Origin of the sequence: Rhodococcus sp. LB1 (assembly GCF_001583455.1) — a bacterium.
Classification (GTDB): Bacteria; Actinomycetota; Actinomycetes; order Mycobacteriales; family Mycobacteriaceae; genus Rhodococcus_F; species Rhodococcus_F opacus.
The window spans coordinates 264,493-286,669 of record NZ_LTCZ01000334.1 but is presented as its reverse complement, the minus strand read 5'-3'; the positions used below and the strand labels follow the sequence as shown (position 1 = coordinate 286,669).

General features: G+C 67.0%; 19 protein-coding genes and 1 tRNA gene. 5 read left to right on the top strand and 15 right to left on the bottom strand.

Going from position 1 to position 22,177, the window contains the following annotated elements; translation table 11 throughout:
* From AZG88_RS34355 to AZG88_RS34335, 5 genes are all read right to left on the bottom strand, one after another.
* Positions 1-889: thiamine pyrophosphate-binding protein (locus AZG88_RS34355; protein ID WP_269455091.1), on the bottom strand; the 889-nt coding region annotated here is incomplete at its 3' end.
* A gap of 102 nt (positions 890-991) precedes the next feature.
* Positions 992-2,155, bottom strand: coding sequence for an acyl-CoA dehydrogenase family protein (locus AZG88_RS34350; RefSeq protein ID WP_025432127.1), 1,164 nt, complete (start codon positions 2,153-2,155; stop codon positions 992-994).
* Between the two features lie 71 nt (positions 2,156-2,226).
* Entirely contained in the window at positions 2,227-3,660 is a 1,434-nt protein-coding gene (locus AZG88_RS34345; protein ID WP_061041529.1) for an aldehyde dehydrogenase family protein, read from the bottom strand.
* On the bottom strand, positions 3,657-4,487 hold the full coding sequence (locus AZG88_RS34340) for an SDR family oxidoreductase (protein ID WP_061700334.1): 831 nt from the start codon (positions 4,485-4,487) through the stop codon (positions 3,657-3,659). The genes AZG88_RS34345 and AZG88_RS34340 overlap by 4 nt, the downstream gene beginning before the upstream one ends.
* Positions 4,488-4,522: 35 nt before the next feature.
* Entirely contained in the window at positions 4,523-6,586 is a 2,064-nt protein-coding gene (locus AZG88_RS34335; RefSeq protein WP_061700333.1) for an acetate--CoA ligase family protein, read from the bottom strand.
* Between the two features lie 240 nt (positions 6,587-6,826).
* On the opposite strand from AZG88_RS34335, the gene AZG88_RS34330 reads away from it, so the two are divergent.
* The gene (locus AZG88_RS34330; RefSeq protein ID WP_061700332.1) at positions 6,827-8,317 is read left to right on the top strand and encodes an APC family permease; all 1,491 of its coding nucleotides are present in this window, start codon (positions 6,827-6,829) and stop codon (positions 8,315-8,317) included.
* A 22-nt stretch (positions 8,318-8,339) separates the two neighbouring features.
* On the opposite strand, the gene AZG88_RS34325 is transcribed toward AZG88_RS34330, so the two are convergent.
* The 8 genes from AZG88_RS34325 to AZG88_RS34290 all read right to left on the bottom strand — a co-directional run bounded on the left by AZG88_RS34325 (position 8,340) and on the right by AZG88_RS34290 (position 14,780).
* Positions 8,340-8,918 carry a TetR/AcrR family transcriptional regulator gene (locus tag AZG88_RS34325; RefSeq protein WP_061700331.1) on the bottom strand — a complete coding sequence of 193 codons (579 nt, stop codon included), beginning with the start codon at positions 8,916-8,918 and terminating at the stop codon, positions 8,340-8,342.
* Positions 8,915-10,135, bottom strand: coding sequence for a cytochrome P450 (locus AZG88_RS34320; protein WP_061700330.1), 1,221 nt, complete (start codon positions 10,133-10,135; stop codon positions 8,915-8,917). Before AZG88_RS34320 ends, AZG88_RS34325 begins: the two co-directional genes overlap by 4 nt.
* Before the next feature lie 54 nt (positions 10,136-10,189).
* Positions 10,190-10,576 (bottom strand): hypothetical protein, encoded by a 387-nt coding sequence (locus AZG88_RS34315; protein WP_005238797.1) that lies wholly within the window; start codon positions 10,574-10,576, stop codon positions 10,190-10,192.
* A 43-nt stretch (positions 10,577-10,619) separates the two neighbouring features.
* Entirely contained in the window at positions 10,620-11,183 is a 564-nt protein-coding gene (locus AZG88_RS34310) for a hypothetical protein (RefSeq protein ID WP_037179295.1), read from the bottom strand.
* Positions 11,184-11,447: 264 nt separating this feature from the next.
* Entirely contained in the window at positions 11,448-12,083 is a 636-nt protein-coding gene (locus AZG88_RS34305; RefSeq protein WP_005238799.1) for a DUF2461 domain-containing protein, read from the bottom strand.
* 70 nt (positions 12,084-12,153) lie between these two features.
* On the bottom strand, positions 12,154-13,134 hold the full coding sequence (locus AZG88_RS34300) for a ribose-phosphate diphosphokinase (protein WP_005238800.1): 981 nt from the start codon (positions 13,132-13,134) through the stop codon (positions 12,154-12,156).
* On the bottom strand, positions 13,131-14,633 hold the full coding sequence (glmU, locus tag AZG88_RS34295; protein WP_025432130.1) for a bifunctional UDP-N-acetylglucosamine diphosphorylase/glucosamine-1-phosphate N-acetyltransferase GlmU: 1,503 nt from the start codon (positions 14,631-14,633) through the stop codon (positions 13,131-13,133). Before glmU ends, AZG88_RS34300 begins: the two co-directional genes overlap by 4 nt.
* 76 nt (positions 14,634-14,709) lie before the next feature.
* Positions 14,710-14,780: transfer RNA gene (locus tag AZG88_RS34290), tRNA-Gln, on the bottom strand.
* Positions 14,781-15,018: 238 nt separating this feature from the next.
* Here AZG88_RS34290 and AZG88_RS34285 point away from each other — a divergent pair.
* The 3 genes from AZG88_RS34285 to AZG88_RS34275 all read left to right on the top strand — a co-directional run bounded on the left by AZG88_RS34285 (position 15,019) and on the right by AZG88_RS34275 (position 17,531).
* Entirely contained in the window at positions 15,019-15,633 is a 615-nt protein-coding gene (locus AZG88_RS34285; RefSeq protein WP_206031502.1) for a TetR/AcrR family transcriptional regulator, read from the top strand.
* Positions 15,634-15,747: 114 nt separating this feature from the next.
* Entirely contained in the window at positions 15,748-16,389 is a 642-nt protein-coding gene (locus AZG88_RS34280) for a ScbR family autoregulator-binding transcription factor (protein ID WP_005238803.1), read from the top strand.
* A 377-nt stretch (positions 16,390-16,766) separates the two neighbouring features.
* Complete coding sequence (locus AZG88_RS34275) at positions 16,767-17,531, top strand: polysaccharide lyase (protein ID WP_061041547.1); 765 nt, start codon at positions 16,767-16,769, stop codon at positions 17,529-17,531.
* 76 nt (positions 17,532-17,607) lie between these two features.
* On the opposite strand, the gene AZG88_RS34270 is transcribed toward AZG88_RS34275, so the two are convergent.
* Complete coding sequence (locus AZG88_RS34270; protein ID WP_082764447.1) at positions 17,608-18,483, bottom strand: class I SAM-dependent methyltransferase; 876 nt, start codon at positions 18,481-18,483, stop codon at positions 17,608-17,610.
* A gap of 768 nt (positions 18,484-19,251) precedes the next feature.
* Entirely contained in the window at positions 19,252-20,622 is a 1,371-nt protein-coding gene (locus AZG88_RS34265) for a glutamate-1-semialdehyde 2,1-aminomutase (protein WP_061700329.1), read from the bottom strand.
* Between the two features lie 205 nt (positions 20,623-20,827).
* On the opposite strand from AZG88_RS34265, the gene AZG88_RS34260 reads away from it, so the two are divergent.
* Positions 20,828-22,171, top strand: a complete 1,344-nt coding sequence (locus AZG88_RS34260; protein WP_061041520.1) for a polysaccharide pyruvyl transferase family protein — start codon at positions 20,828-20,830, stop codon at positions 22,169-22,171.
* Positions 22,172-22,177 lie beyond the last annotated feature (6 nt).

Here is a 22,177-nt window from a genome sequence, read left to right as displayed (position 1 = left end):
CGACGTCGATGCGAATCAGCTTGTGGTCCAGTTCGACCGGGCCGTACCAGAAATCGGAGGGTGCGAATTCCGTCCCGATCGCGAGAACGCAGTCGGCGGCCTCGAGCACGGCGCGGACCGACAGATGGTGTACGCCGGCCCCCACCGACAGCGGGTGGTCCTCGTCGAGGACTCCCTTCCCGTTGGTCGTCGTGAGTACGGGCGCGGACAGCCGTTCGGCGAGGGCACGGACCTGCGGCGCCGCCGAGCGGGCCCCGCCGCCCACGACCAGCACGGGACACTGTGAGGCGGCGAGGCGCTGCGCCGCGTCGGTCACCGCGTGGAGGGGAGCGGCGAGCGGAGCGGACTCGACCGGTGCCACGATCCGGACGTCCGCTTCCGCGTCGAGGATGTCGACGGGGATCTCGATGTGCACCGGTCGCGGTCTGCCGGAGCTCATGGCGGCGAAGGCGTAGGCGATCGCGCGGGGGATCTCGGCGACGCTGGTGACCCGGTGGCTGTAGGACACGATCGCCTCGAGCGCGGCCTGCTGATTCTTCACCTCGTGGAGGTAGCCGTTTCCCCTCCCCGGGTGGGTGAGCGGCAGGGCCGGTGAGATGAAGAGAACCGGGACCGAGTCCGACCACGCCTGCGCCGCTGCGGCAGCGGCATTGAGTATCGCGGGGCCGGTGGTGGTCAGGCACACGCCGGGTTTGCCCGTCACGCGCGCGTATCCGTCGGCGGCGTAACCGGCCCCCTGCTCGTGCCGTGTCAGGACGGAGCGGATCGGCGAGTCGGCCAAGGCGGCGTAGACGGCGAGGTTGTGGGTGCCCGGAATTCCGAAGACCGTGTCGACTCCGTGTGCGGCGAGAGCCGCGACGAGTGCCTGGCCGCCGTTCTGGCTTGTCATCGATGCCCTCCCATGGGCTGTGCAGTGTTCGTGTGCGGATGGTGCGCGGGTACCCGGACGGGTGCGGGGCGAAGGCGTGTCTCCGCCCCGCAGCCGCGCGAGTCAGTCCAGGTTCCGGGAAATGACGAGCTTCATGATGTCGGACGTGCCTTCCTCGATCTCCTCCAGTTTCACGTCGCGCATCCACTGCTCGACGGGGTACTCGCGGGAATAGCCCCAACCGCCGAGCGTCTGCACCGCGGCGTGCGTGACGAACATGGCGGTTTCGGACGCCGTCAGTTTCGCCATGGCGGCGATGCCCCTGGCGTTTCCGCCGCTGTCGATGATGCGGGCGGCGTGATGGACCAGCAGCCGGGCGGATTCGATCCGCGTCGCCATGTCTGCCAGCCGGAACGCGACTGCCTGATGCTCGATGATCGGCACCCCGAACTGCTTCCGTGTCTTCGCGTAGTCGAGGGCGTACTCGTAGGCGGCGCGGGCGGCGCCGACGGCGGCGGCCCCGAGCACGACCCGCGAGATGTCGAATGTGCCCATCAGACCGTAGAAGCCCTGTCCCTCCTCGCCGAGACGATTCTCCTCGGGGACGAACACGTTGTCGAAGAAGATCTCCCGGCACACGATGGCGCGCTGTCCCATCTTCTTCATCGGCTCCCCGAAGGTCATTCCCTCGGCGCCCTTCTCGAGGAGGAACGCGGAGACGCCACCGGACCGCTGGGTGCGGTCGGTCTTCGCGAACACGACGTAGAACTGGGCGGCGCCGGCGTTGGAGATCCATGCCTTCTGCCCGCCCAGCCGGTAGCCGCCGTCGACGCGCTCGGCCGTGGTGACGATCGACGCCGCATCCGAGCCGGATCCCGGTTCGGTGGTGGCCAGCGAGGTCATCGGTGCGTTCGGTCCGGTGAGGGGGCCGAGCCACTGCTTTTTCTGCTCCTCGGTACCGAGGACCATGATCGGATCGGAGAAGAAGCCGTTGGAGCACACGAGGTTTCCGATTCCGGGGTCACCCCAGCACAGTTCCTCCTGCACCAGGCACTGGGTGAAGACGTCGCCCATGCCGCCTCCGCCGAACTCCTCGGGGATCATGAAGTCGGTGATGCCCACCGCGGCGGCCTTGGCGAAGATGTCGACGGGTGTCACGACATCCGCCTCGTCGACCTCCCGGCCGCGGGGCCGGATCTCCTTCTGCGCGAAGTCCCGGCACAGCTCGATGATCTGCTTCTGCTCGTCGGTCAGGGGCCAGGCGGGGATGTTGGTGGTGGTGGTCATGTCGCGGTTCCTTCGCTTCGAATACGGTTGTGTCGGTGCGGGACTGTGGAGTGTGTGTGGGGTGCGTCGGGTCAGCGCTGCACCGCCGTCAGCTCGGTGAATTCCTCGACGCCGAACCGGCCGAGCTCCCGGCCCAGGCCGGAGGACTTCCAGCCTCCGAACGGGGCCTCGGGGTTGAACGGGGCGCCGTTGATGTCGACCTGACCGGTGTCCATCCGGGCCGCGACGCCGAGTGCCCGTTCCGGGTCGGCCGACCACACGGCGCCGCCGAGCCCGTAGTCGCTGTCGTTGGCGAGCCGGATCGCGTCCTCGTCGCCGTCGTGCGGAAGGACGGCCAGCACCGGCCCGAAGATTTCGTCGCGCACGATCGGGTCGTGCGGCCCGACCTCGGCGAGCACGGTCGGTCGCAGGTAGTGGCCCGTTTCGAGGCCGGCAGGCACGCCGGAACCTCCCGCTGCCAGGCGGGCCCCGCCGGCGACCGCCGCATCGACCGCCTCCGCGATCGATCGTCGCTGCGCAGCCGAGATCACCGGGCCGAGTTGCGTCGAGCGGTCCCGGGGATCACCCACCCGCAAGGTGTCGGCGTGATCGGCGGCGAGTTCGACCGCCTCCTCGTACCGTGCGCGCGGCACGAGCAGACGAGTCCACGCGCTGCACGTCTGACCCGAGTTGAGCATGGCGGCGTCGACGGTCGCGGCGACCGCTTCCGGCAGCGGGGCATCGTCGAGCACCACGGAGGCCGACTTCCCGCCGAGCTCGAGGCACGCGCGTTTCAGGGATTCGGCGGCGGCGTGTGCGACGCCCCTGCCGACAGCGGTTGAGCCGGTGAAGGACACCACATCGACCCCGGGGTGCGCGGCGAGCGCGGCCCCCACCGTTCGACCGCTGCCCGGAACCAGGTTCAGGACCCCGGGCGGAACTCCGGCATCGAGTGCGGCGTCGGCGAACAGGTAGGTGGACAGCGGGGTGAGCTCGGCCGGCTTGACGACAGAGGTGCATCCCGCCGCGAGAGCCGCTCCCACCTTGGCTGCGAGCTGGTAGAAGGGGTAGTTCCACGGCGTGATGCACGCGACGACCCCCGCGGGGCGCCGCAACAGCAGCGTCCGGCCCAGCCGTTCCCGGAAGGGAAGGTCCCTGGCGAGCCGCGCATACGATGCGAGGATCTCGATACCGAGGTCGATGTGCGCTTCCTCGGCCACGGTCACCGGGGCTCCCACTTCCGCGACGGTGGTGTCGACGAGGAGCTGCCTCCGCGCGCGAAGTTGGGTGCACAAGGCGTCGAGGACCGCGGCGCGATCCTCGGGAGCACCTGCACCCCACGCTGTTCCGGCGACGCGTGCCGCCGCGACAGCGGCGTCGACATGGACGGCACCGGCCGACGCGGACCGGCCGATCACGGACTCGGTGGCCGGGTCGTGCACCTCCGTGCAGTCGGTGACGGGAATCCAGTCCCCGCCGACGAGGATCGAGTCCCGGTCCCAGGTGGTGTGAATCGTGACGGTCATCGGGCCGCCGCTCGCGAATCCGTGTACACGGACTTGCCGAGCCACTGGCCGCCGTCGGTGACGAGGACCTCTCCGGTGACGTAGCCGGAGCGGTCGCTGAGCAGGAAGGCCGCGGATTCGGCGACTTCCTCCGGCGTCGTGAAGCGAGCAGCGGGGACGCTCGACAGCACTCGGGCGCGGTCCTGCTCGGTAGGCCACAGGGCCGCCCCGGCTCCCTCGGTTTCGGTCGGTCCCGGTGCGATGCAGTTGATCCGGACGCCGCGACCGCCCCATTCCACGGCCAGCGTGCGCGTCATCGCGACGACACCCGCCTTGGCCGCCGCACTGTGGACGGTGCCGGGATGACCGTGCCACGCGTAACTGGCGATGGTGTTGAGGATGGTGCCGCGACCGGTCGCCAGCATGTGGCGGCCCGCCGCGCGGGTGCAGTAGAACGTGCCGTTCAGGACGATGTCCACCACAGCCTTCCACCCGCCCGGCGAGAGGTCCTCGCTGGGAACCACGAAGTTGCCTGCGGCGTTGTTGACCAGCGCGTCGAGGCGGCCGTAGCGATCGACGACGCCGTCGATCGCCACGTCCACGGCGTCGGAATCCCGCACGTCGCACACCACGGCCTCGGCTTTCCCGCCGACCAGCTCGGCCGCCCGGACGGTGTCGTCGAGCGCGTTCTGCCTGCGGCCGAAGACGACGACGGTGCCGCCCGCGGCCGCCCACCGCATCGCGACGGCGCGTCCGATACCGGAGCCGCCACCCGTGACGACGGCGACGCGGCCCTGGAATTCGTCGGCGGTGTTCGGGACGAGGCCGGGGGAGTGGGTCTCGGTCATCGCATGGTTCTCCTGTGCTGTCTCGGGATGTGGACTCACGGGGCTGGGGTCGGTTCGGCGGCCACGACGAGCGCGTCGACGGTGAGCGCTCCGTCCGGGGCGACGCGGACCGGATTCAACTCGATCTCGGCGATGTCGGGCCGTTCCGCGATCAACCGGGACACCCGCGTGATCACGTCGACCAGACCGTCGACGGACACCGCGGGGCGTCCCCGCCATCCGCGGAGAAGCGGCATGCAGCGGAGGCGTTCGACCATCGCGAGGGCATCCTCGGCCCCGACCGGGGCCGATTCGAGACCGATGTCCTGGAGCACTTCGGTTTCGGTGCCGCCGGCGCCCACCACGATCACCGGACCGAGGTCGGGATCACGGCGCGCGCCGACCAGGATTTCCACCGCGCCGGCGCGGGTGTCCTGCTCCTCGAGCACGTAGTCGCCGTCGCCGAGCCGGGAATACATGTCCTGAAAGGTGCACACCAGTTGTTCGGGACCGGCGATGCCGACCGCGACCCCGCCCGCCTCACTCTTGTGCTCGAGCCAGCTCGCCTTGAGGACGAACGGGGCCCGCAGACGGCCGGCCACTGCGACCGCCTCGTCGTGGGTGCGCACGACCCCGCCGTCGGGAAAGGCGACACCGAGTTCGGTGAGGAGTTCACGCGCGGCCCAGTATCCGGACCGGAGTCCGCCCTGCGGAACGGGCTCGGAGAGAAGGTGATTCGAGGCCTGAGGTGGACGCAGGCGGGACAGCCCGGACAGGGCGCGGACCGCGGAATCGACCGTGTCGAACACGGGGACGCCGTGCTGCCACAACGCCTGTGCGGTGCTCGATTCCGGAGCCATGGTGTGGACGACGACGGGTTTGCCCGTCTCCGCGGACGCCCGCCCGATCCGTTCGGCCACGGCCGCTTCGCGTTCGGCGAGAGTGGGAGCGTCCCGCGCGTAGCAGCCGAAATACCCGGTGAGCACCACGGCGTCCGACTCGTCGGCGCGGAGAAGGTGTTCGACGACGCTCGCGTAACTTCCCAGATCCTGCTCTCCCGCCCCGGCGAGGTCTACCGGGTTGCTGCTGGCCGCACCGGTCGGCAGTTGCAGGGCAATGGATTCGGCGAGCGCGGACGAGAAGTCGGGAACGGTCAATGCGCTCGCGCTCGTCACGTCGGCGGCGATCGCGCACTGCCCGCCGCTGTCGCCGACGATGGCGACGCGGTTGCCGTCGGGGACGGTGGTGGTGAGAAATGCCCGGGCGACGGTGATCAACTCGTCGGGGGTGCTCACGCGGAGCACGCCCGACGCGCGGCAGGCTGCGTCGACGACGTCCAGGGCAGAGGTGAGTGAACCCGTGTGGGAGCGCGCCAGGCGCGTGCTCGCGGCGCTGGCACCGACCGTCAACAGCAGAGTCGGTCGTCCGGTGTCGCGCAGGGCGCGCAACGTCCGGAATAGGGATTCGCCGTCGCTGAAACTTTCGAGGTACAGGGCGATCACGCGCGTCGGGTCGTGGCTGCCGAGATCGGAGAGCAGTTCGGCGGCGGTGACGTCGGACTGGTTTCCGATGGAGACGAACCGGGAGACGCCCACGCCGTGCCGGGCGCCGAGCGCGGCGAGTTCGGAGCCGAGTTGCCCGCTCTGCGAGATGACGGCGAGCGGCCCGGGTGTGAACCGCCCCCACGTCAGCGAGAGGTCGGTGGCGCTGTCGTAGATGCCGAGACTGTTGGTGCCGACGAGTCGTGCTCCGGCACTTCGGATCCGGTCGGCGAGTTCGGCTTCGCCGGGAACGCCTGCGGTGACCCCGAGGAATCCGCGAACGCCGAGTGCGAGTGCCTCGTCCACCACGTCCGAGACGAACGGCGCCGGCACGCAGAGGGCGACGAGGTCGGGGACCTCGGGGAGGGCCGACAGGTTCGGATGGCATGGGTGTTCGAGGAGGGTGTCGGTTCTCCTGTTGACCAGATGAACTCGGCGGCGGTGCTCACCCGTCAATGCGCCGCTCGCCAGCCAGTAACCCCACTTCGCGGGATCGGCGGAGGCGCCGACGACGGCCACCGAGGCGGGGTCGGAGAACACGCTCAGTTGTGTGACGGATTCGGCCACCACAGTGGTCATAGGGACTCTCCTCGATCTCGCGTTGCTGTCGATCGGAAAATAGATAACTGGCGCATCAGTCAATTTAGATTGTGGCGGCACTCACAGGGGCTGTCAACCCGCCTCTCGCCGTCGCTGCGGGTGCCGTTCGGGAGGTGATGCGCTCTTGACATCGAGTGTGATCGCCCTCACGATGATTCATAACTGGCCCACCAGCCAACTATTCGACACCCTCTGTCCGGCCATCCGCGAGGAGCGTTCATGAAGACTGTGCACGATGGATCGACCACGAACGACACGATGATGTCCTCGGCGGGAATCCCCGACGCCGAGGCCGGTCAGCTGCCGCGCGGAATCCTCCCGACGTGGGCAGTGTTCGGCGTTTCGCTCGGCATTCTGGCGCCCGCGTCCACGCTGGCCCTCGCGATCGGTGTCGTCGTCACGATTGCCGGCAACCTCAGCTGGATCACCTGGGCCGTGACCTCCGTGCTGGTCCTCGGGTTCGCCGGGGGCATCGGCTGGCTGGCCAAACGCTTCACCACCACCGGAGGGACATACGGACTCGCGGCTCGCGCGGCAGGCAAACCGGCCGGATTCTTCGTCATGGTCACCCACCTCGCGTCGTCACTCGTCGCGGGTCCCGCATGCGTGATCGGCTCGGCGATCTACCTCGACGCATTCCTTCAGAAGGTGGGTCTGCCCGCGAGCACGTGGACGCTCGGCATCTGCGCCGGGGCCGTCGCGGTCGCGGTGACCGCCCTGAATCTTCGTGAAGTGAAGCTGTCCGCGAAGCTGCTGCTGGTGATCGAATTCTTCACGGTGGCAGTGATCGTCGTGCTCCTGATCGTGGTCCTCGCGAATTCGGACACCGGTCCGATCGACAGCCGGCAGTTCGACTTCCACGGGTTCAGTGCCACGGCGATTCTCGCGACCGCAGGCTTCTCCGTGTTCTCCCTCGCCGGATTCGACCACGCCGCCACGCTGGGCCGGGAGGCGCGTCATCCCAAGCGGGCCATCAGCTTCGCCGTCGTCGGCTCGGTCCTGGCCTGCGGGGTGCTCTACATCGTCGCCACCTACATCATCGTCCTGGGCTTCCGCGGGTTGCCGATCGAGAACATGAACGCACCTCTCGACACCCTGGCGGAGCACAACGGCGTCGGGTGGCTCGGCTATCTGATCGACATCGGTGTCGCCATCAGCTTCTTCGGTTCCACTCTCGGGGTCATGGCAGGTACCAGCCGGACCGTGTACACACTGGCCCGCGACGGTCTGCTGCCCGCTCGACTCGGCAAGGTCAGCGCCCGCCACGGAACTCCCGTCGGCGCGGTGACGACCCTCGGCGTCATCTACCTCGTGGCCGGGCTCCTCGGCGTGGTCGTGACCGCGGCGGAGACGTCGTACGGCCTGCTCGGGACGTACGCCGGCTACATGCTGATCGCCGCCTACGGACTCACCGCACTGGCGGCCGGCTACTGCGCGATCCGGTCGCGGTCGCTGCGCCTGGGCATCGGACTGGCGACCGTCCTCGCCGCGATCGGGTCGGTGCTCGTGTACTGGTACAGCTTCAACCCCTTCCCGTCCGGAGCGCGAGGCGTGGTCGCGTGGATCTTCTTCGCGACCGTGCTCGGCTACATCGCCCTGTACTGCTACCTGCGGCTCCGCAAGCCGCTCGTCTTCGCGCGAATCGGTGAATCCGACCGGAAGACGACCCTCGAGGTCGATGCCGACGAGCAGGCGGGCGCGGCGCGCTGACGGTCCGGGCGGTGGCAGGGCGTCAGGCGCGTCCGGCGTCGTGCTCGGCGATCGCCGGCGCGACGAACTGCTCGAGCATCGTGCGTTCGTCGGTGTCGTCGACGCCCGGAACGGTGAGCAGGGAGACGATGATCCGGACGAGCCACCGTGCCTTCCTCACCGTCTCCTCTCCGGAGAACCCCGCCTGCCCCAGGAGGGCGGTGCCCAGCGACTCGATGACGTCCGACGAGTGGGCGATCTGCGCGGCGAGGCCGGAGTCGCCGAGCTGGAACCAGGCGGCCAGAGTCGGGTCGGCGCGCACCAGCCGGATCGCGGCCAGCATCGCCTCCACGATCACGTCCTTCGGGTCGCCGACCCCGGACACCTCCTCCGCGACCAGCGCGCCGATGCGCCGGGCCTCGCGGTGGACGAACGCCAGCTGCAACGACTGCCTGCCGTCGAAGTAGCGGTACAGCGTGGCGCGGGAACATCCGGCCGCCCGGGCAACCTCGGCCATTCCGACGGCGGCGATGCCGTTCTCGACGTACAGCTGGGCCGCGACGTCGAGGATTCGCTCGGCGGCGAGGCGGGGGCGTTCGTCCCGCATCCAGTCGGCGGTCACGCTCCACCCACCCGGAACGGGACGCTTGTCGGGCGGCGCACGTAATTGCCGTCCGCGTAGACGACGGCGTCGATGTCGACGGTGAAGTCGGGGCAGCGGGCCAGCAGTTCCTCGAGAGCGATCCGCGCCTGCATCCGTGCCGCGGCCGCACCCAGGCAGTGGTGGGCCCCGTGGCTGAACGTGAGGATCTGCTTCGGACTGCGACGCACGTCCAGGACCTCGGAATCCGGTCCGAACCGGCGCGGATCGCGGTTCGCGGAGCCGTACAGCAGGAGTGCCTTCCGTCCCTCGGGAACGACGGTGCCGTCGATCTCGACGTCGCGGGTCACCGTGCGGGCGAGGCCCTGGACGGGGGCCGTGAGCCGCAGCAATTCCTCGACGGCGTCGCCGACGAGCTCCGGATGTTCGATCAGATCGCGGCGCTGATCCCGGTGCTCGGTGAGCAACTGGACTGCACCTCCGAGCATCCCGGTGGTGGTGTCGTTGCCGCCGGTGACCATCGTGAACGCGAAACCGAGGATGGAGAGCAGCCCGGTGACGTCGCCGTCGGCTCCCATCCCGCCCGCGACGAGGTGCGAGATCGTGTCGTCTCCGGGGTCGGTGCGCCGCCGCTCGATCAGTCCGGCGAAGTAGCCCATCAGATCGGTGACCGCACCCGTCGCCTGCAGCGTGTCGCCCTGCGCATTGGCCGCGACGATTGCCTCGGTCCACCCGTCGAACTGCGCTCGGTCCTCGTCGGGGACACCGAGGTAGTGGGCGACGACCATGCTCGGCAACGGCTTGAACAGTTCCTTCACCACATCGCCCTCGCCTGCCTCCCGCAGTCGTTCGATGCGCTCCACCACGAATGCCCGGACCGACGGCTCGACGGCGGTGACCTGCCGCGGGGTGAATCCCTTCGAGACGAGACGCCGGAACGCGGTGTGGTCGGGCGGGTCGAGCATTACCAGCGGCGGATTGTCCTGCAGGCCGATCTTCTCCAGCTCGCCGTACGTCGTGGTGAGGCCGGCTGCGGAGGAGAACGTCTCGGCGTCCCGGGCCGCCGCGTAGACGTCGGCGTGCCGGGACAGCACCCAGTAGTCGTTCCCGGGTGCGCCCTCGGGGACGACGTGATGGACAGGGTCGTGGTCGCGCAGGTCTGCGTACATCTGCCACGGGGCCCGCCACGATTGCCCGGATCTCGGCACGAACGAGACGCTCGACACATGTGCGGTCATGTATCGATGGTGAGACACTTTGGCCAAAGTGTCAATAGTGCGAGGCGCGACCCCTTAGCCGAACAGGGCGAACGCCACGACGGCGAGGATCAGGACGAGTACCGGCGTGAGGATGAGCAGCAGCCCCAGCAGTCCCGGATTCTTCACCGGCCGATGATCGATGGCGCCCTTGCTGAAACTGCTGAACGGCGACGCGTAGTACACCGGGGGAGCCGGGTGATACCGGTTGTCGACGGTGATCTGTGCCTTGCCCTGCTCCACGATCCACGGGACGGAGATCTGGATGTGATGCACACCGGGAGGTGCCGGAATGACGTTGTGGCCCCACCGCAGCGGTACGGGATAGCCGTTGATACGGGCGTTGGGCGTCACCAGCATCGGGCCCATCGGCGGCTTCTTCGCGTCGATGACGAGCGCGGTGGGTGAGGAGGCGGGCTGCATGAAGGGCGAGAGTATCACCCGGCCGCAGCCCGAAAAGTGCGGGCTACTGGCCGGCCGCGATCCGGGCCTTCTCCAGAGCCGCGAGGGTGCGGAGCACGGTGGCGCGCTGCTTCTCGAGGTCGCTGATCCGGGCACGCGCGGCGAGGCCGGCGGGCTCACCGATCAGATTCATCTGGGCGTCGATGGCCGAGAGCTGATCGAGCAGACCCGTAACGCGCGATTCGAGTGCGGCGACGTCGACGGCGTCGGTGCGCACCGGAGCCACCGGCGGCGTGGCCGACGTGCGGGATGCGCTCGGGCGGGTCGACGCGGTGGCCGACGACGTTCCCGAATGAGCGGTGCTGCGCGGCTCCGACACCACGCTGGCCGCCCGGGGGCGGAGCGCCTTGCGCACGGCGGCCGGGTCCGGGAGTTCCGCGAGCTTCATCTCGTTGAGTTCGCGACGCGCATCGCGGGCGTTGACCCGGTGCTCACGCTCTTCGTCATCGTCCGACTGCAACGTGCCGCCGAGCGGACGCAGACCGTACATGCCCAGGAAGCGGCGGGCCTCGTCGATGACCGATTCCTTCTCGCGGCAAGCGCCACAGCGAGGTTCGTTACGGAACATCTCGACCGCGTTGTCGTCTCCGCACCACACGCACGCCCCCGGCGACCAACGCCGGACGTTTCGAATTGCAGCGATATCGATAGGGCCGGAGAGAGTCTGCGCGTCGATCACGACGAGCCACAGTAGGGGAATTCGAGCGTGCGAGTCACATCGCCGTAAGTACGACCTGCGGTTCTGCGGCCAAGCGTGACGAAGATCATGCCGAGGCTCGCAAACTGCTCCGCAAACGCTGTGTGCCACACGTGTTTTCCCGACCGGTAAGTTTCATTCTCCGGCACCGATGACGGTCGTCAGCCAGTCGACGAGCGGCCGCATCGAACGCCAGGCGGTGCGCACTTCGTCAGCGGCGCGGGGAGTTTCGATCCAGTCGGGGGAGAGATAGCTCCGGCTGGCGGTGAGCGACTTGTGACGCATCAGGTCGAGTCGCGGGTGGTCCTCTGCGACGCCGCGGGGACGGGTCTTGAGTGTGTCGCCGCCGATCTCGAATCCCGACGACCGGACCTTCTTCACGAGCCGGACGAGTTCGCGGCCCTTGCGGTCGTCGTCGACGGCGTCACGGAAACGCCCGACCTGGAGCGGGGTATGCGAATAGAAGCCGCCCGCGACGAACAGTCCCGCGGCGTCGATCTGTACGTAGTAGCCCACGCCGGGGCGGGTTTCGACGAATCCGCCCTGGTGGGTCTTGTAGGGCGTCTTGTCCTTCGAGAACCGGACGTCGCGGTACGGGCGAAACACCTTGCCCGCGCCGAACTCCGATTCGAGTTCCGCGAGCAGGGCGGTCATGGGTGCGCGCACGGAGTCGTCGTAGACGGATTTGTGCGCGGTCCAGAAGCTCTTGCTGTTGTCTGCCTCGAGGTCCTCGTAGAAGTCGAGAGCAGCGGTGGGGATCCCGGTGAACACAGGGAAAGGCTACGCCTGTGAGTGGTTGACGAGTCCCTGGACTCGTCAACCACTCACAGGTGCGAAGCGCCTAGGCGTTGCCGTTGAACAGCGACGTGACCGAGCCGTTCTCGAAAACTTCCTTGATGGTGCGAGCCAGCAGCGGCGCGATGGACAGCACCGTCAGGGTCGGGAACTTCTTCGACTCGTCGATCGGGAGCGTGTTGGTGACGATGACTTCCTTGGCACCACACGCGGCGAGGCGCTCGGCCGCCGGATCGGACAGGACACCGTGGGTGGCGGCGATGATCACGTCGCCCGCGCCGGCCTCCTTGAGGATCTTCACGGCGCCGGCGATGGTTCCACCGGTGTCGATCATGTCGTCGATCAGGATGCAGGTGTGGCCTTCGACGTCACCGACGACGCGGTTGGACTTCACCTGGTTGGGCACCAGCGGGTCGCGCGTCTTGTGGATGAACGCCAGCGGCGCGCCGCCGAGGGTGTCGGCCCACTTCTCGGCGACCCGGACGCGACCGGAGTCGGGGGAGACGACGGCGATGTTCTCGGTGCCGTAGTTGCCGCGGATGTACTCGGCGAGCTGACCCTGGGCGTGCATGTGGTCGACGGGGCCGTCGAAGAAGCCCTGGATCTGGTCGGTGTGGAGGTCGACCGTGATGATGCGGTCGGCGCCGGCCGTCTTGAGGAGGTCGGCGATCAGGCGAGCCGAGATGGGCTCACGGCCGCGGTGCTTCTTGTCCTGGCGTGCGTACGGGTAGAACGGCAGGATCGCGGTGATGCGCTTGGCCGATCCACGCTTGAGCGCGTCGATCATGATCAGCTGTTCCATCACCCACGTGTTCAGCGGGGCCGGGTGGCTCTGCAGCACGAAGGCGTCGGAGCCGCGGACCGACTCCTCGAAACGGACGAAGATCTCGCCGTTCGCGAAGTCACGGGCAGTCTGCGGGGTGACCCGCACGTCGAGTTCCTTCGCCACCTGTTCGGCCAGCTCCGGATGCGCGCGACCAGAAAAAAGCATGAGGTTCTTCTGGTTGTCGATCCAATTCGCGGTCACTGCTCTATGCCATCCTTTAAATCTTGCTTCTCGGTTTCGTGCAGATCTGAACTGTGGTGCAGTCCCGCGGCGGCTGCCGCCTCGGCGGCGGCGGTACCGGGCCGATTTCGTTGCACCCAGCCGTCAATATTGCGCTGCTTTCCGCCGGAGACCGCGAGTGCCCCCGGTGGTACGTCGAAACGCAGCACCGTGCCGGCGCCGGTGTAAGCACCGTCACCGACCTGTACCGGAGCGACGAACATGGTGTCCGATCCGGTCCGGACGTGTGACCCCACCACCGTACGGCTCTTGGCGACGCCGTCGTAATTGACGAACACGCTCGACGCACCGATGTTGCTGTACTCGCCGATCGTGGCGTCGCCCACGTAGGTCAGGTGAGGAACTTTGGAGTGCGCCCCGATGTCGGCGTTCTTCGTCTCGACGAATGCGCCGAGCTTGCCGGACGCACCGAGGACGGTGCCGGGACGCAGGTAGGAGAACGGGCCGACGGTGGCGCCTGCGCCGATCGTCGATTCCGAGCCGTGGGTGCGCACCACACTGGCGCCTTCGCCGACCGACACGTCGGTGAGCGTGGTGTCGGGACCGATCACGGCGTCCTCGCCGACGGCGGTGGTACCGAGCAACTGCACGCCCGGATGGATGGTGACGTCGCGAGCGAGCGTGACGCCGACGTCGATCCACGTGGTCGACGGATCGACGACGGTGACGCCGGCCCGCATCCAGTTCTCGACGGTGCGGCGGTTGAGTTCGGCAGCCAGCCTCGACAGCTGGACGCGATCGTTGGCGCCCGCGACCTTTGCGGAGTCGGACAGATGCGCGGCGAAGACGGGTGCACCGGCCTCGCGGGCGATCTTGACGACGTCGGTCAGGTACAGCTCGCCCTGCGCGTTGTTCGCGTTGAGCTGTCCGAGCGCGGAGCGGAGGAACTCGGCGTCGAACGCGTACACACCCGCATTGACCTCGGTGATGGCCGCCTGCTCTTCTGTGGCGTCGGCCTCTTCCACGATCTCGGCGATCTCACCGTCGTGGGGCAGTCTGACGATCCGCCCGTAGCCCGTGGGCTCCGGGGCAGTGAACGTCAGTACCGTGACCGCCGCGGGAGTGGGCTCGCTGCGGTGCTCGTCGACGAGAGCGTGCAGGGTGCGGCCGTCGAGCAGCGGGACGTCCGCGGCGGTGACCAGCACGGTCCCACGGAAATCGGCGGGCAGAGCGGACAGGCCGCATTCGACGGCGTGCCCGGTGCCGTTCTGCTCTTCCTGGACGGCGATTGCGATCGGGCGGCCAAGCTCGGCCTCGAGGGCAGTGACGGCGGCTCCGACGCGTTCCTTGTCGTGGCCGACGACGGTGACGAGGTGCGCCGGATCGACCTCCGAGGCGGCGTGCAGGGAATGCGCCAGCATCGTGCGTCCGCCCAGGGTGTGCAGCACCTTGGGGGTCTTCGACCGCATCCGAGTTCCCGCGCCGGCGGCGAGGACGACCACGGCGGTCTGCACTGGCATGAAGCTCCCTCTGGGTCGTTCCGCTCTTGACTGTTCTCGACAGCTCCGCCTGCAGGAAATAGCTCCGCAGGCTCCGCTCCGCCGCCAGGACTCGAACCTGAACTATCTGAACCAAAATCAGAGGTGCTGCCATTACACTACGGCGGATTGCCACACACACGGGGTGTCACGCCCGTTTGCGCGAGAGAATCCTCGCATGCCGACCCGCCGCCCGTCGAACCGCTGCGGAAATTTGTCTCGGTCGTCCCGATAGAGTGGGTGCTACCTGCAGTGTTTCGACGCTGCCCGCGGCACTTCATCGTCGCGAGTGTCAGGAAAGGATGGTGCCTCGGTGCCCCGACCCACGGACGTGGACGCGACCCCCGAGAGGGCGGTCCGCACCCGGATGACCGGTACGCAACGCCGCGAGCAGTTGATCGAGATCGGTCGCGCCCTGTTCGCCGAGCGAGGCTACGAGGCGACGTCGATCGAAGAGATCGCACAGCGGGCGCACGTCTCCAAGCCTGTCGTCTACGAACACTTCGGCGGCAAAGAGGGCCTCTATGCCGTGGTCGTGGATCGGGAGATGTCGCGGCTGCTGGAGATGGTGACGTCGTCGCTGAAGCAGAACCGCTCCCGGGTCCGGGTCGAGCGGGTCGCGCTGGCGCTGCTGACCTATGTGGAGGAGCACACAGACGGATTCCGCATCCTCGTCCGCGACTCTCCGGTGGCGGCACCGGACGGAACGTATTCGAGCCTGCTCAACGAGGCCATCGGTCAGGTCGGGCACATCCTCGCCGGCGATTTTTCGCGGCGTGGCTTCAATCCCGATTTGGCCTTGCTCTACGCGCAGGCGCTGGTCGGAATGGTGTCCACCACCGCGACGTGGTGGCTGGACGAGCGGACGCCTCCGAAGGAAGTCGTCGCCGCGCATCTGGTCAACCTGTGCTGGAACGGGTTGACCAATCTCGAAGCGGATCCCCAGCTGGGCACCGATCGGCCCCGCACGACACCTCAGTGAACGTGTTCTCGTTTTCCGACTCGCGGTTCAACTTCACTAGGGCTGCGCCTGTCGAGTGCTAGGGTTCGCTGGAGTTTGCGCGCCCCGTCGGGGGGGTTGTTCGGGAGGCAGTCGATGGCGAGACAGGTTCGAGCAGAGGTAACTCGGGCGTCGGTCCTGATGGCGGCGGCCGACGTATTCTTACGCCTCGGGTACGCCAACGCGGGTCTCAACGAGATCATCGAGCAGTCCGGTGTGACCAAAGGTGCGTTGTACTTCCACTTCAGTTCGAAGGAAGACCTCGCCCGCGGTGTCATCGACGAGGGGCAGATCCGTCTCACCTCCGGAATGACGTCCGTCAGCGACGGGCCGACGCCGGCACTGGAAGCGCTCGTCGCTCTGTCCTACGTGGCGATCGAGGCAGCGAGTTCCGATCCGATCGTCGCGGCGATGTTGCGACTGCAGCACGAGATCGGCGACTACCAGGGGACGCACGGCAACGTGGTGGCCTCGTGGCAGCAGGGTTTCGAACGACTCGTCGCACGAGCGGTCGAGGAGGGCGACATTCTCGCGGAGGACGACGTCTCCACGGGGACGCTTTCCACCTTTCTGCTCGGGTCGTTGCTGGGAGCGCATGTGGTCGCGACCGCGACCGGCGCCTTCGACGATCTTCCGCGCCGCATGGAGCGGGTCTGGTACTTCATTCTTCCCGGGCTTGTCGAGCCGTCGAAGCTCGTGTACTTCCGGCAGTTCGCCTCGCGCCGCCTGCTGCGCTGAGTGCGTTTCCGGCGGTGGTGCCTCCACCGCCGGGCGCTCCTCGCGCCCCCACCCGGAGCGGGAACTGCATCTGGTCCATCACCACACGACGGCCGAAGTCCAGGGTTCGTCAACGATGGAACCCCCGCGGCGCGCCGTTCGTCTGCGCATCGTCGAGATTCGTCAACAACTGAGGCTCTAGCTTCTGTCGGGCCGGGTGGGTAATCTCTTCATCGAAGTGATATAGCTCTCTTGTCTGTGTTGGGGGCCAAGAGAAGGCTCTGGAGGCCGCGCTCACCCACATTGATGGAGCCACCATGTTCCACTTGCGTTCCGCGCTTGGTTCAGTTGCGGTCGCTGCGGCCGTCGTCTTTTCCATCTCGGTCACACCGCTTGGGGTGACGACAGGGGTGAGCGCCGCGCCGTTCACCACCCCCGTGGCCCGGACCTTCACCGGCGACTACAGCAGCGGCGACTTCTCGCAATGGCCGTCGGTGCAGACCAAGGACTACAACGGCTCCGGAGCGGACTATGTCCCCAGTTACTCTGCGAGCATCGTCCCGGACGGAACCTACGGCAGAGCGGCCCGCTTCGAGGTTCGCAGCGGCGACGTCCCGTCGTTCGGGGACGGTGAGCGTTCCGAGGTGGCGGCCGGGAACGAAACCGGCGGATTCGAAGGTCAGACACGCTGGTATCAATTCTCCACCAAGTTCGACCCCGGATTTCCGCAGAACCATGCCGACCTCGGCTGGGGGCTGACGAACCAGTGGCACCAGGACGTCGGTGTCGGAAGTCCCCCGGTCGCATGGTCTGTGGGCCAGCGGAACGGCTACTGGTCACTGATCGTCCAGAAGCAGTCCGTGCCCGGCGCCTATCTGGAGACACTCACCCTCTTCGAGATACCCCTGGACGTGGGTCGGTGGCATGACGTGAAGATGCAGATCAATTGGTCGGCATCGGACACCGCAGGCTGGATCAAGCTGTGGCTCAACGGCGTACCGCAGATGTTCACCAACGGCGCCGACACGTACTTCGTCCGCACGCTGATCCCCGGCACGAGCACCGTCTACTACAAAGAGGGTTACTACCGGCAACCTATGCAACCCACCGGTGTCGTGTTCCACACGGGATTCCGGTGTGCCACCGACGAGGCGGCACTGTAGGAGGTGCCCGGTGGTCGCTCCACAGATTGCGGGTCACTCCGCACCGGCGGCCGACCGCATTGCACTGAGGCGCAAGTTATTTACGCTCGGCAATCAAGAGGACTTCACGGACCGAGAGAGGGCCGGCGAGTTTCGTGCGAACGGAGATCGGAGCCGCCTGCAACGGACGCTCGATGATCGCCTTGACTGCGACCGGCACGTACGCGTGACGCTTCGCCCTGCCGAGGTGTAACAACATCCGACTTGGCACGGCGCGACTGCGCACGCGCCGAAAGCCGGCGTCGCGCAGCATGGCGCCCAACTCCCCGTTGGTGTATTCCCGCAGGTGAAACCCCGTGGCCACAGGAGTGAAGCCGCGCGAAATGTCCCATGGACCGGTCAGTCGACTGGGTGTCTCGATGAGAAAGCGCCCCCCCGGCCGCAAAATCTTCAGAACCGCGGCGAGGTGTTCGGGAACATCGTCAGGGTGCAGGTGCTCCATGACCTGACGGCTTATCACGAAATCGGCCGAGGATGGCGGCAGCGGTGGGTCGAGCACGCTACCGACCATGAAGCGTGCGTTGGCCGGTCGCTCTTGGTTCGCAAGTTCCACCATTGCGTCCGAGGCGTCGATGCCGATGCATTCGCGCACGGCCGGCGCGAATCGCCGAATCAGACCTCCTCTCCCGCAGCCTACGTCGACCACAGTGTCAGTTGGCCGAGTCAGCGCCCCGTACTGCTGGAACCAGCCTTCTTCGAAGGCTTCCTCGGAAGCGGCGTCTGTGACGTGCGCTTTATGCCAGGGAACCTCCTCGAACAGACGGTTGTATACATCTCGAGTGACGGACTCGCGCGTGTCGGGGGTGCTGGCCAACAGTTCCTCGCGCAGTCCTCGTTCGATTTTCCAGTGAACTCTGTCTCGGTCTTCTGGCGGTGGCCAGTCCTTCGAGGGCTCGCCCGGTGGTTGAGACATGTCGATCGAGACCTCCTGGGTGAAGTGAAGTGAGGGTTCCCGGCCGAGACCTCTGACCAGGACGTATCACTCGAGGACGGAGATCCGACTTACGTTTTACAGTGTAGACATCCGCGGCGCCGCGGCTGAGACGAACGCGTCGACTCACCAACAAAGCAGGCTCACCAACAAAGCAGGCTCACCAACACAGCATTCGGACTGCCACGCATTCGGTCGGTGCGGTCCGACCCTTCCCGGTAGCCTCGCTTGCGCTGACGGGCCGGGGGTCGGGAATGCGGTGTACCAGGCCTTCCGGCGAGCGGTTTTCCGGCGTGCGTCGAATGTCGGTACAAGAGGTTTGCCGGCGACTGTGCGGTCGGAGATCGGAGCGGTTCACGCAGATCGTACGTGCCCGCCTTGTCCCGCGGTGGCGTCCTCGAGTGCTTGTGTGGAGTAGGTCGTGTGGACGCGGTTTGGTCCGCAGACGATGGGCGATTCGGCGGAATCGAGCCGGCGCGGCGAGGATGTGTTTCGCAGCGTCGTGGATGCCGATTCTTTTTTTGCAGAGCGCTTTTCGGTATTGCGACGTATCCGAGCGTGCCGTCGCGTGGGCTCGGGTCTCCGAGTGTCGAGCAACGGGTGAGTCTCGGCGTTCGCCGCGTGATGCGCACCGACGGGTCGAACTTGTTTCTGTCGAGTCCCTCCCGGCGGAATGCGTCAACATGGTTCAGCTGCTGTGGTATTGAGCGTTGGAGCATGGTCGTCGAAATCAATTCTGCCGCTGAAGAATTAGTCTGCAACGCCGATCCTGCGGGGTGTGGCGTACCGGCGGAGGGCGGGGGCGACCGGCCGCCCGTGGAGGAATCCCGTCACACCCCCGGATTCGATCGCTCTGCTGTAGATCTCGAGTGCACCCCGGGTTGCCTCGAGGGTCTGGGTGATGTCCGTCGGGGTGTGCGCTGCGGATGTGACGAAGGATTGGCCGAGCACTCCACCCGACAGCAATTCCTGGAGGAAGAGCGTACGGAACTCTTGCGATGGTTGACGTTCGGGGTCTCGTGTGACGAAGACGAGGCAGGATGGTCGTCCGATCACTTGGACGTAGTCTGCGATGCCCAGCTCTGCCGCGGCCCTGTTGACACCCTCGGCCAAGCGTTGTCCCGAGCGCACCATGTGAGATATAGGGTCCTCGGTGGCGTAGGCGTGAACGACCGCTCGGAAGGCTGCCAGCCCGCCGCGCTCCGGGCCGTGCGTGGTCGACAGGAGGAACACGCGCTCTCGGTCCGTATTCAGGCCTCCTAGGTCCATGTACTCACGTTTACCGGCGAGGGCCGATATCGGAAAACCGTTGCCCATGGCCTTTCCCCAACACGACAGATCGGGTTCGACCGAGTAGAGCGATTGTGCGCCGCCGGCCGACCAGCGGAATCCAGTGATCATCTCGTCGAAGATCAGCAGTGCGCCGTGCCGGTCGCAGAGGGCGCGGACACCCTGGAGGAAGCCCGGTTCCGGCTCCGCCGTTGCGGTCGCAGCTTCGAGGATGACGCAGGCGATCTGACCGTCGTTCCGGTCGAAGAGTGCGGTGAGCGAAGGGAGATCGTTGAACGCGAAACCGGCGGACTTGGCGCCGGTATCGGTGGGGACGCCACTGTTCATCGCTGTGGTGCCGATGAACCAGTCGTCGACCGAGAAGAATGGTTGATTGCAGATGGCCACCATGTCGCGACCCGTCACCGCCCGGGCGAGGCGGACCGCGGCGGTGGTGACGTCCGATCCGTTCTTGGCGAACTTCACCATGTCTGCTGCGGGAACCAGTTCGAGGAAGTCCTCCGCGGCGTGCAGTTCGAGCTCGGTCGGCCGGCTGAAGTTCGTTCCGTCGGCGATCGCTGCGCAGACGGCGTCCGTGACAGGACGGTAGCCGTGCCCCAACGTCACCGACCGCAGACCCATGCCGTATTCGATGAAGTTATTTCCATCCGCATCCCACACACTGGCGCCTGAACCGCGGACGAGAACGGGCGCCATGAAGTCCGGATACTGGTCGGGACCGCGCGCGTAGGTGTGTGCGCCGCCCGGGACCAATCGGTTCAGGCGGGACTGCAGTTCGTTGGAGCGTGTGAACGACGGGCGGGCCGAGCCGTCGTCGCGTGCATTCGACATAGCCGAACTCCGGGGTGTGGAGGGGTGCAGTGCCTTCACGTTGTGCGGTACTGTCGACACGAGTCTCTCCCCGTCGGGGTGCACTCGCAAGCGGCGTCGATCGGAAATCTTTCCCCGGCTGCATCTGACGAGACTGTTGTCGGCCCAGCGTTGTCGCGCGAGACTGTAGCCATATCCGATTTCTCCGGACTCTTCAAGGACAGTAATGGCGAACTATGAAGCCGACTCGACGGGCATCGACAGTTCGGCTCTGCGCGTACTGATCGAGAACGGGGAGTACTGGCTCACCAATAGAGGTGATCTCGCCATCCTCGACGTCACCGTTCGGAGATTGAGCGAGCGATGGCCCGGTGCGCGGCTCGGCGTCCTGACCTATGCACCGTCGTTGTTGCGCGCGTTCGCTCCGAGCGCCGAGCCGGTCACCTATCGCCGTGGGAGCAGATGGTCGCGATCCGGAACATGGTGGCAATTACCCTCGTATGCCGGGCCCCAACTGGTCGGCCCGGTGTCGGAGGGCTGGTGGGCTGCCTCGGATCGTCCACGGCGTTACGCGCGCAGGGTTCGTGACTCCCTCCGCGGGTCGGTCGCCAAGCCCGACGACAGCGGGCGCATTCCTCGCATTCCGATGGCCGTCCGCGATGCCTCACTCGTGATCGCCATGGGCGGTGGCTACATGACCGACGTCGATCCCTATCAGGCCCACCGAACCCTCGATCTGCTCGAGCGCGCGGCTGACCTGCACATACCGACCGCGATGTGTGGTCAGGGCATTGGACCGCTCACGGGTGAACACCTCGTGGCCCATGCCTCGCAAGTCCTGCCCAAGGTCGATCTCATCGCGGTCCGAGAGGGAGTGCGAGGCCCGGCGCTCCTGCGGTCGCTCGGCGTGTCCTCCGAGAGGGTCGTGGTCACCGGCGACGATGCCGTGGAACTGGCCTACGACATGCGATCGGACCCGATCGGGACAGACATCGGGGTATGTCTTCGCGTTGCGGGATACTCCCAGGTCACGGGCGGTGCACAAGATGTCGTCGGACGTGTGGTCCGGCGGTTCGCTGGTAGCGTCGATGCTGGTCTCGTTCCGCTGATCGTCTCCGAGTACGAGGCCGAGGATCGTCGCTCGACGATGCCGTTGGTCGACGGGTTTCCGGTCGTGAGACCCATAATGGGGCGCTTCGCCAGTGCCCGAGATCTGGTGACCGAAGTGGCGCGGTGCCGGGTGCTCGTCACCGGCGCATACCACGTTGCCGTTTTCGCCCTTGCCCAAGGTATTCCGGTGGTGGGTTTGTCCACATCGCGCTATTACGACGACAAACTCGGTGGTCTGAGCGGGATGTTCCCTGGCGGCGTCGAGTTGGTGCAACTCGCCGAGGACGGGCTCGAGGAAAGACTCACGCGTGCGGTTCACCATATGTGGCAGGCCGCTCCGGATCTGCGTTCCGGCCTGCGTGCGGAGGCGCACGCGCAGGTGTGTGCGAGTAGGCGGGCGTTCGAGCGCGTGTACGCGCTCGTCGAGTCGGAGAACCCGCGCCGGGCAACGGAACAGTAACGCGCC

What these genes read in the sequence shown, in the direction of transcription:
- AZG88_RS34335 (WP_061700333.1), bottom strand. Translation starts at nt 6,586, where the DNA reads ATGACCACTGTGGTGGCCGAATCCGTCACACAACTGAGCGTGTTCTCC.
- AZG88_RS34345 (WP_061041529.1), bottom strand. Translation starts at nt 3,660, where the DNA reads ATGACCGTCACGATTCACACCACCTGGGACCGGGACTCGATCCTCGTC.
- AZG88_RS34270 (WP_082764447.1), bottom strand. Translation starts at nt 18,483, where the DNA reads ATGTCTCAACCACCGGGCGAGCCCTCGAAGGACTGGCCACCGCCAGAA.
- AZG88_RS34265 (WP_061700329.1), bottom strand. Translation starts at nt 20,622, where the DNA reads ATGTCGAATGCACGCGACGACGGCTCGGCCCGCCCGTCGTTCACACGC.
- AZG88_RS34320 (WP_061700330.1), bottom strand. Translation starts at nt 10,135, where the DNA reads ATGACCGCACATGTGTCGAGCGTCTCGTTCGTGCCGAGATCCGGGCAA.
- AZG88_RS34340 (WP_061700334.1), bottom strand. Translation starts at nt 4,487, where the DNA reads ATGACCGAGACCCACTCCCCCGGCCTCGTCCCGAACACCGCCGACGAA.
- AZG88_RS34315 (WP_005238797.1), bottom strand. Translation starts at nt 10,576, where the DNA reads ATGCAGCCCGCCTCCTCACCCACCGCGCTCGTCATCGACGCGAAGAAG.
- glmU (WP_025432130.1), bottom strand. Translation starts at nt 14,633, where the DNA reads ATGCCAGTGCAGACCGCCGTGGTCGTCCTCGCCGCCGGCGCGGGAACT.
- AZG88_RS34310 (WP_037179295.1), bottom strand. Translation starts at nt 11,183, where the DNA reads ATGTTCCGTAACGAACCTCGCTGTGGCGCTTGCCGCGAGAAGGAATCG.
- AZG88_RS34280 (WP_005238803.1), top strand. Translation starts at nt 15,748, where the DNA reads ATGGCGAGACAGGTTCGAGCAGAGGTAACTCGGGCGTCGGTCCTGATG.
- AZG88_RS34330 (WP_061700332.1), top strand. Translation starts at nt 6,827, where the DNA reads ATGAAGACTGTGCACGATGGATCGACCACGAACGACACGATGATGTCC.
- AZG88_RS34260 (WP_061041520.1), top strand. Translation starts at nt 20,828, where the DNA reads ATGGCGAACTATGAAGCCGACTCGACGGGCATCGACAGTTCGGCTCTG.
- AZG88_RS34285 (WP_206031502.1), top strand. Translation starts at nt 15,019, where the DNA reads ATGACCGGTACGCAACGCCGCGAGCAGTTGATCGAGATCGGTCGCGCC.
- AZG88_RS34350 (WP_025432127.1), bottom strand. Translation starts at nt 2,155, where the DNA reads ATGACCACCACCACCAACATCCCCGCCTGGCCCCTGACCGACGAGCAG.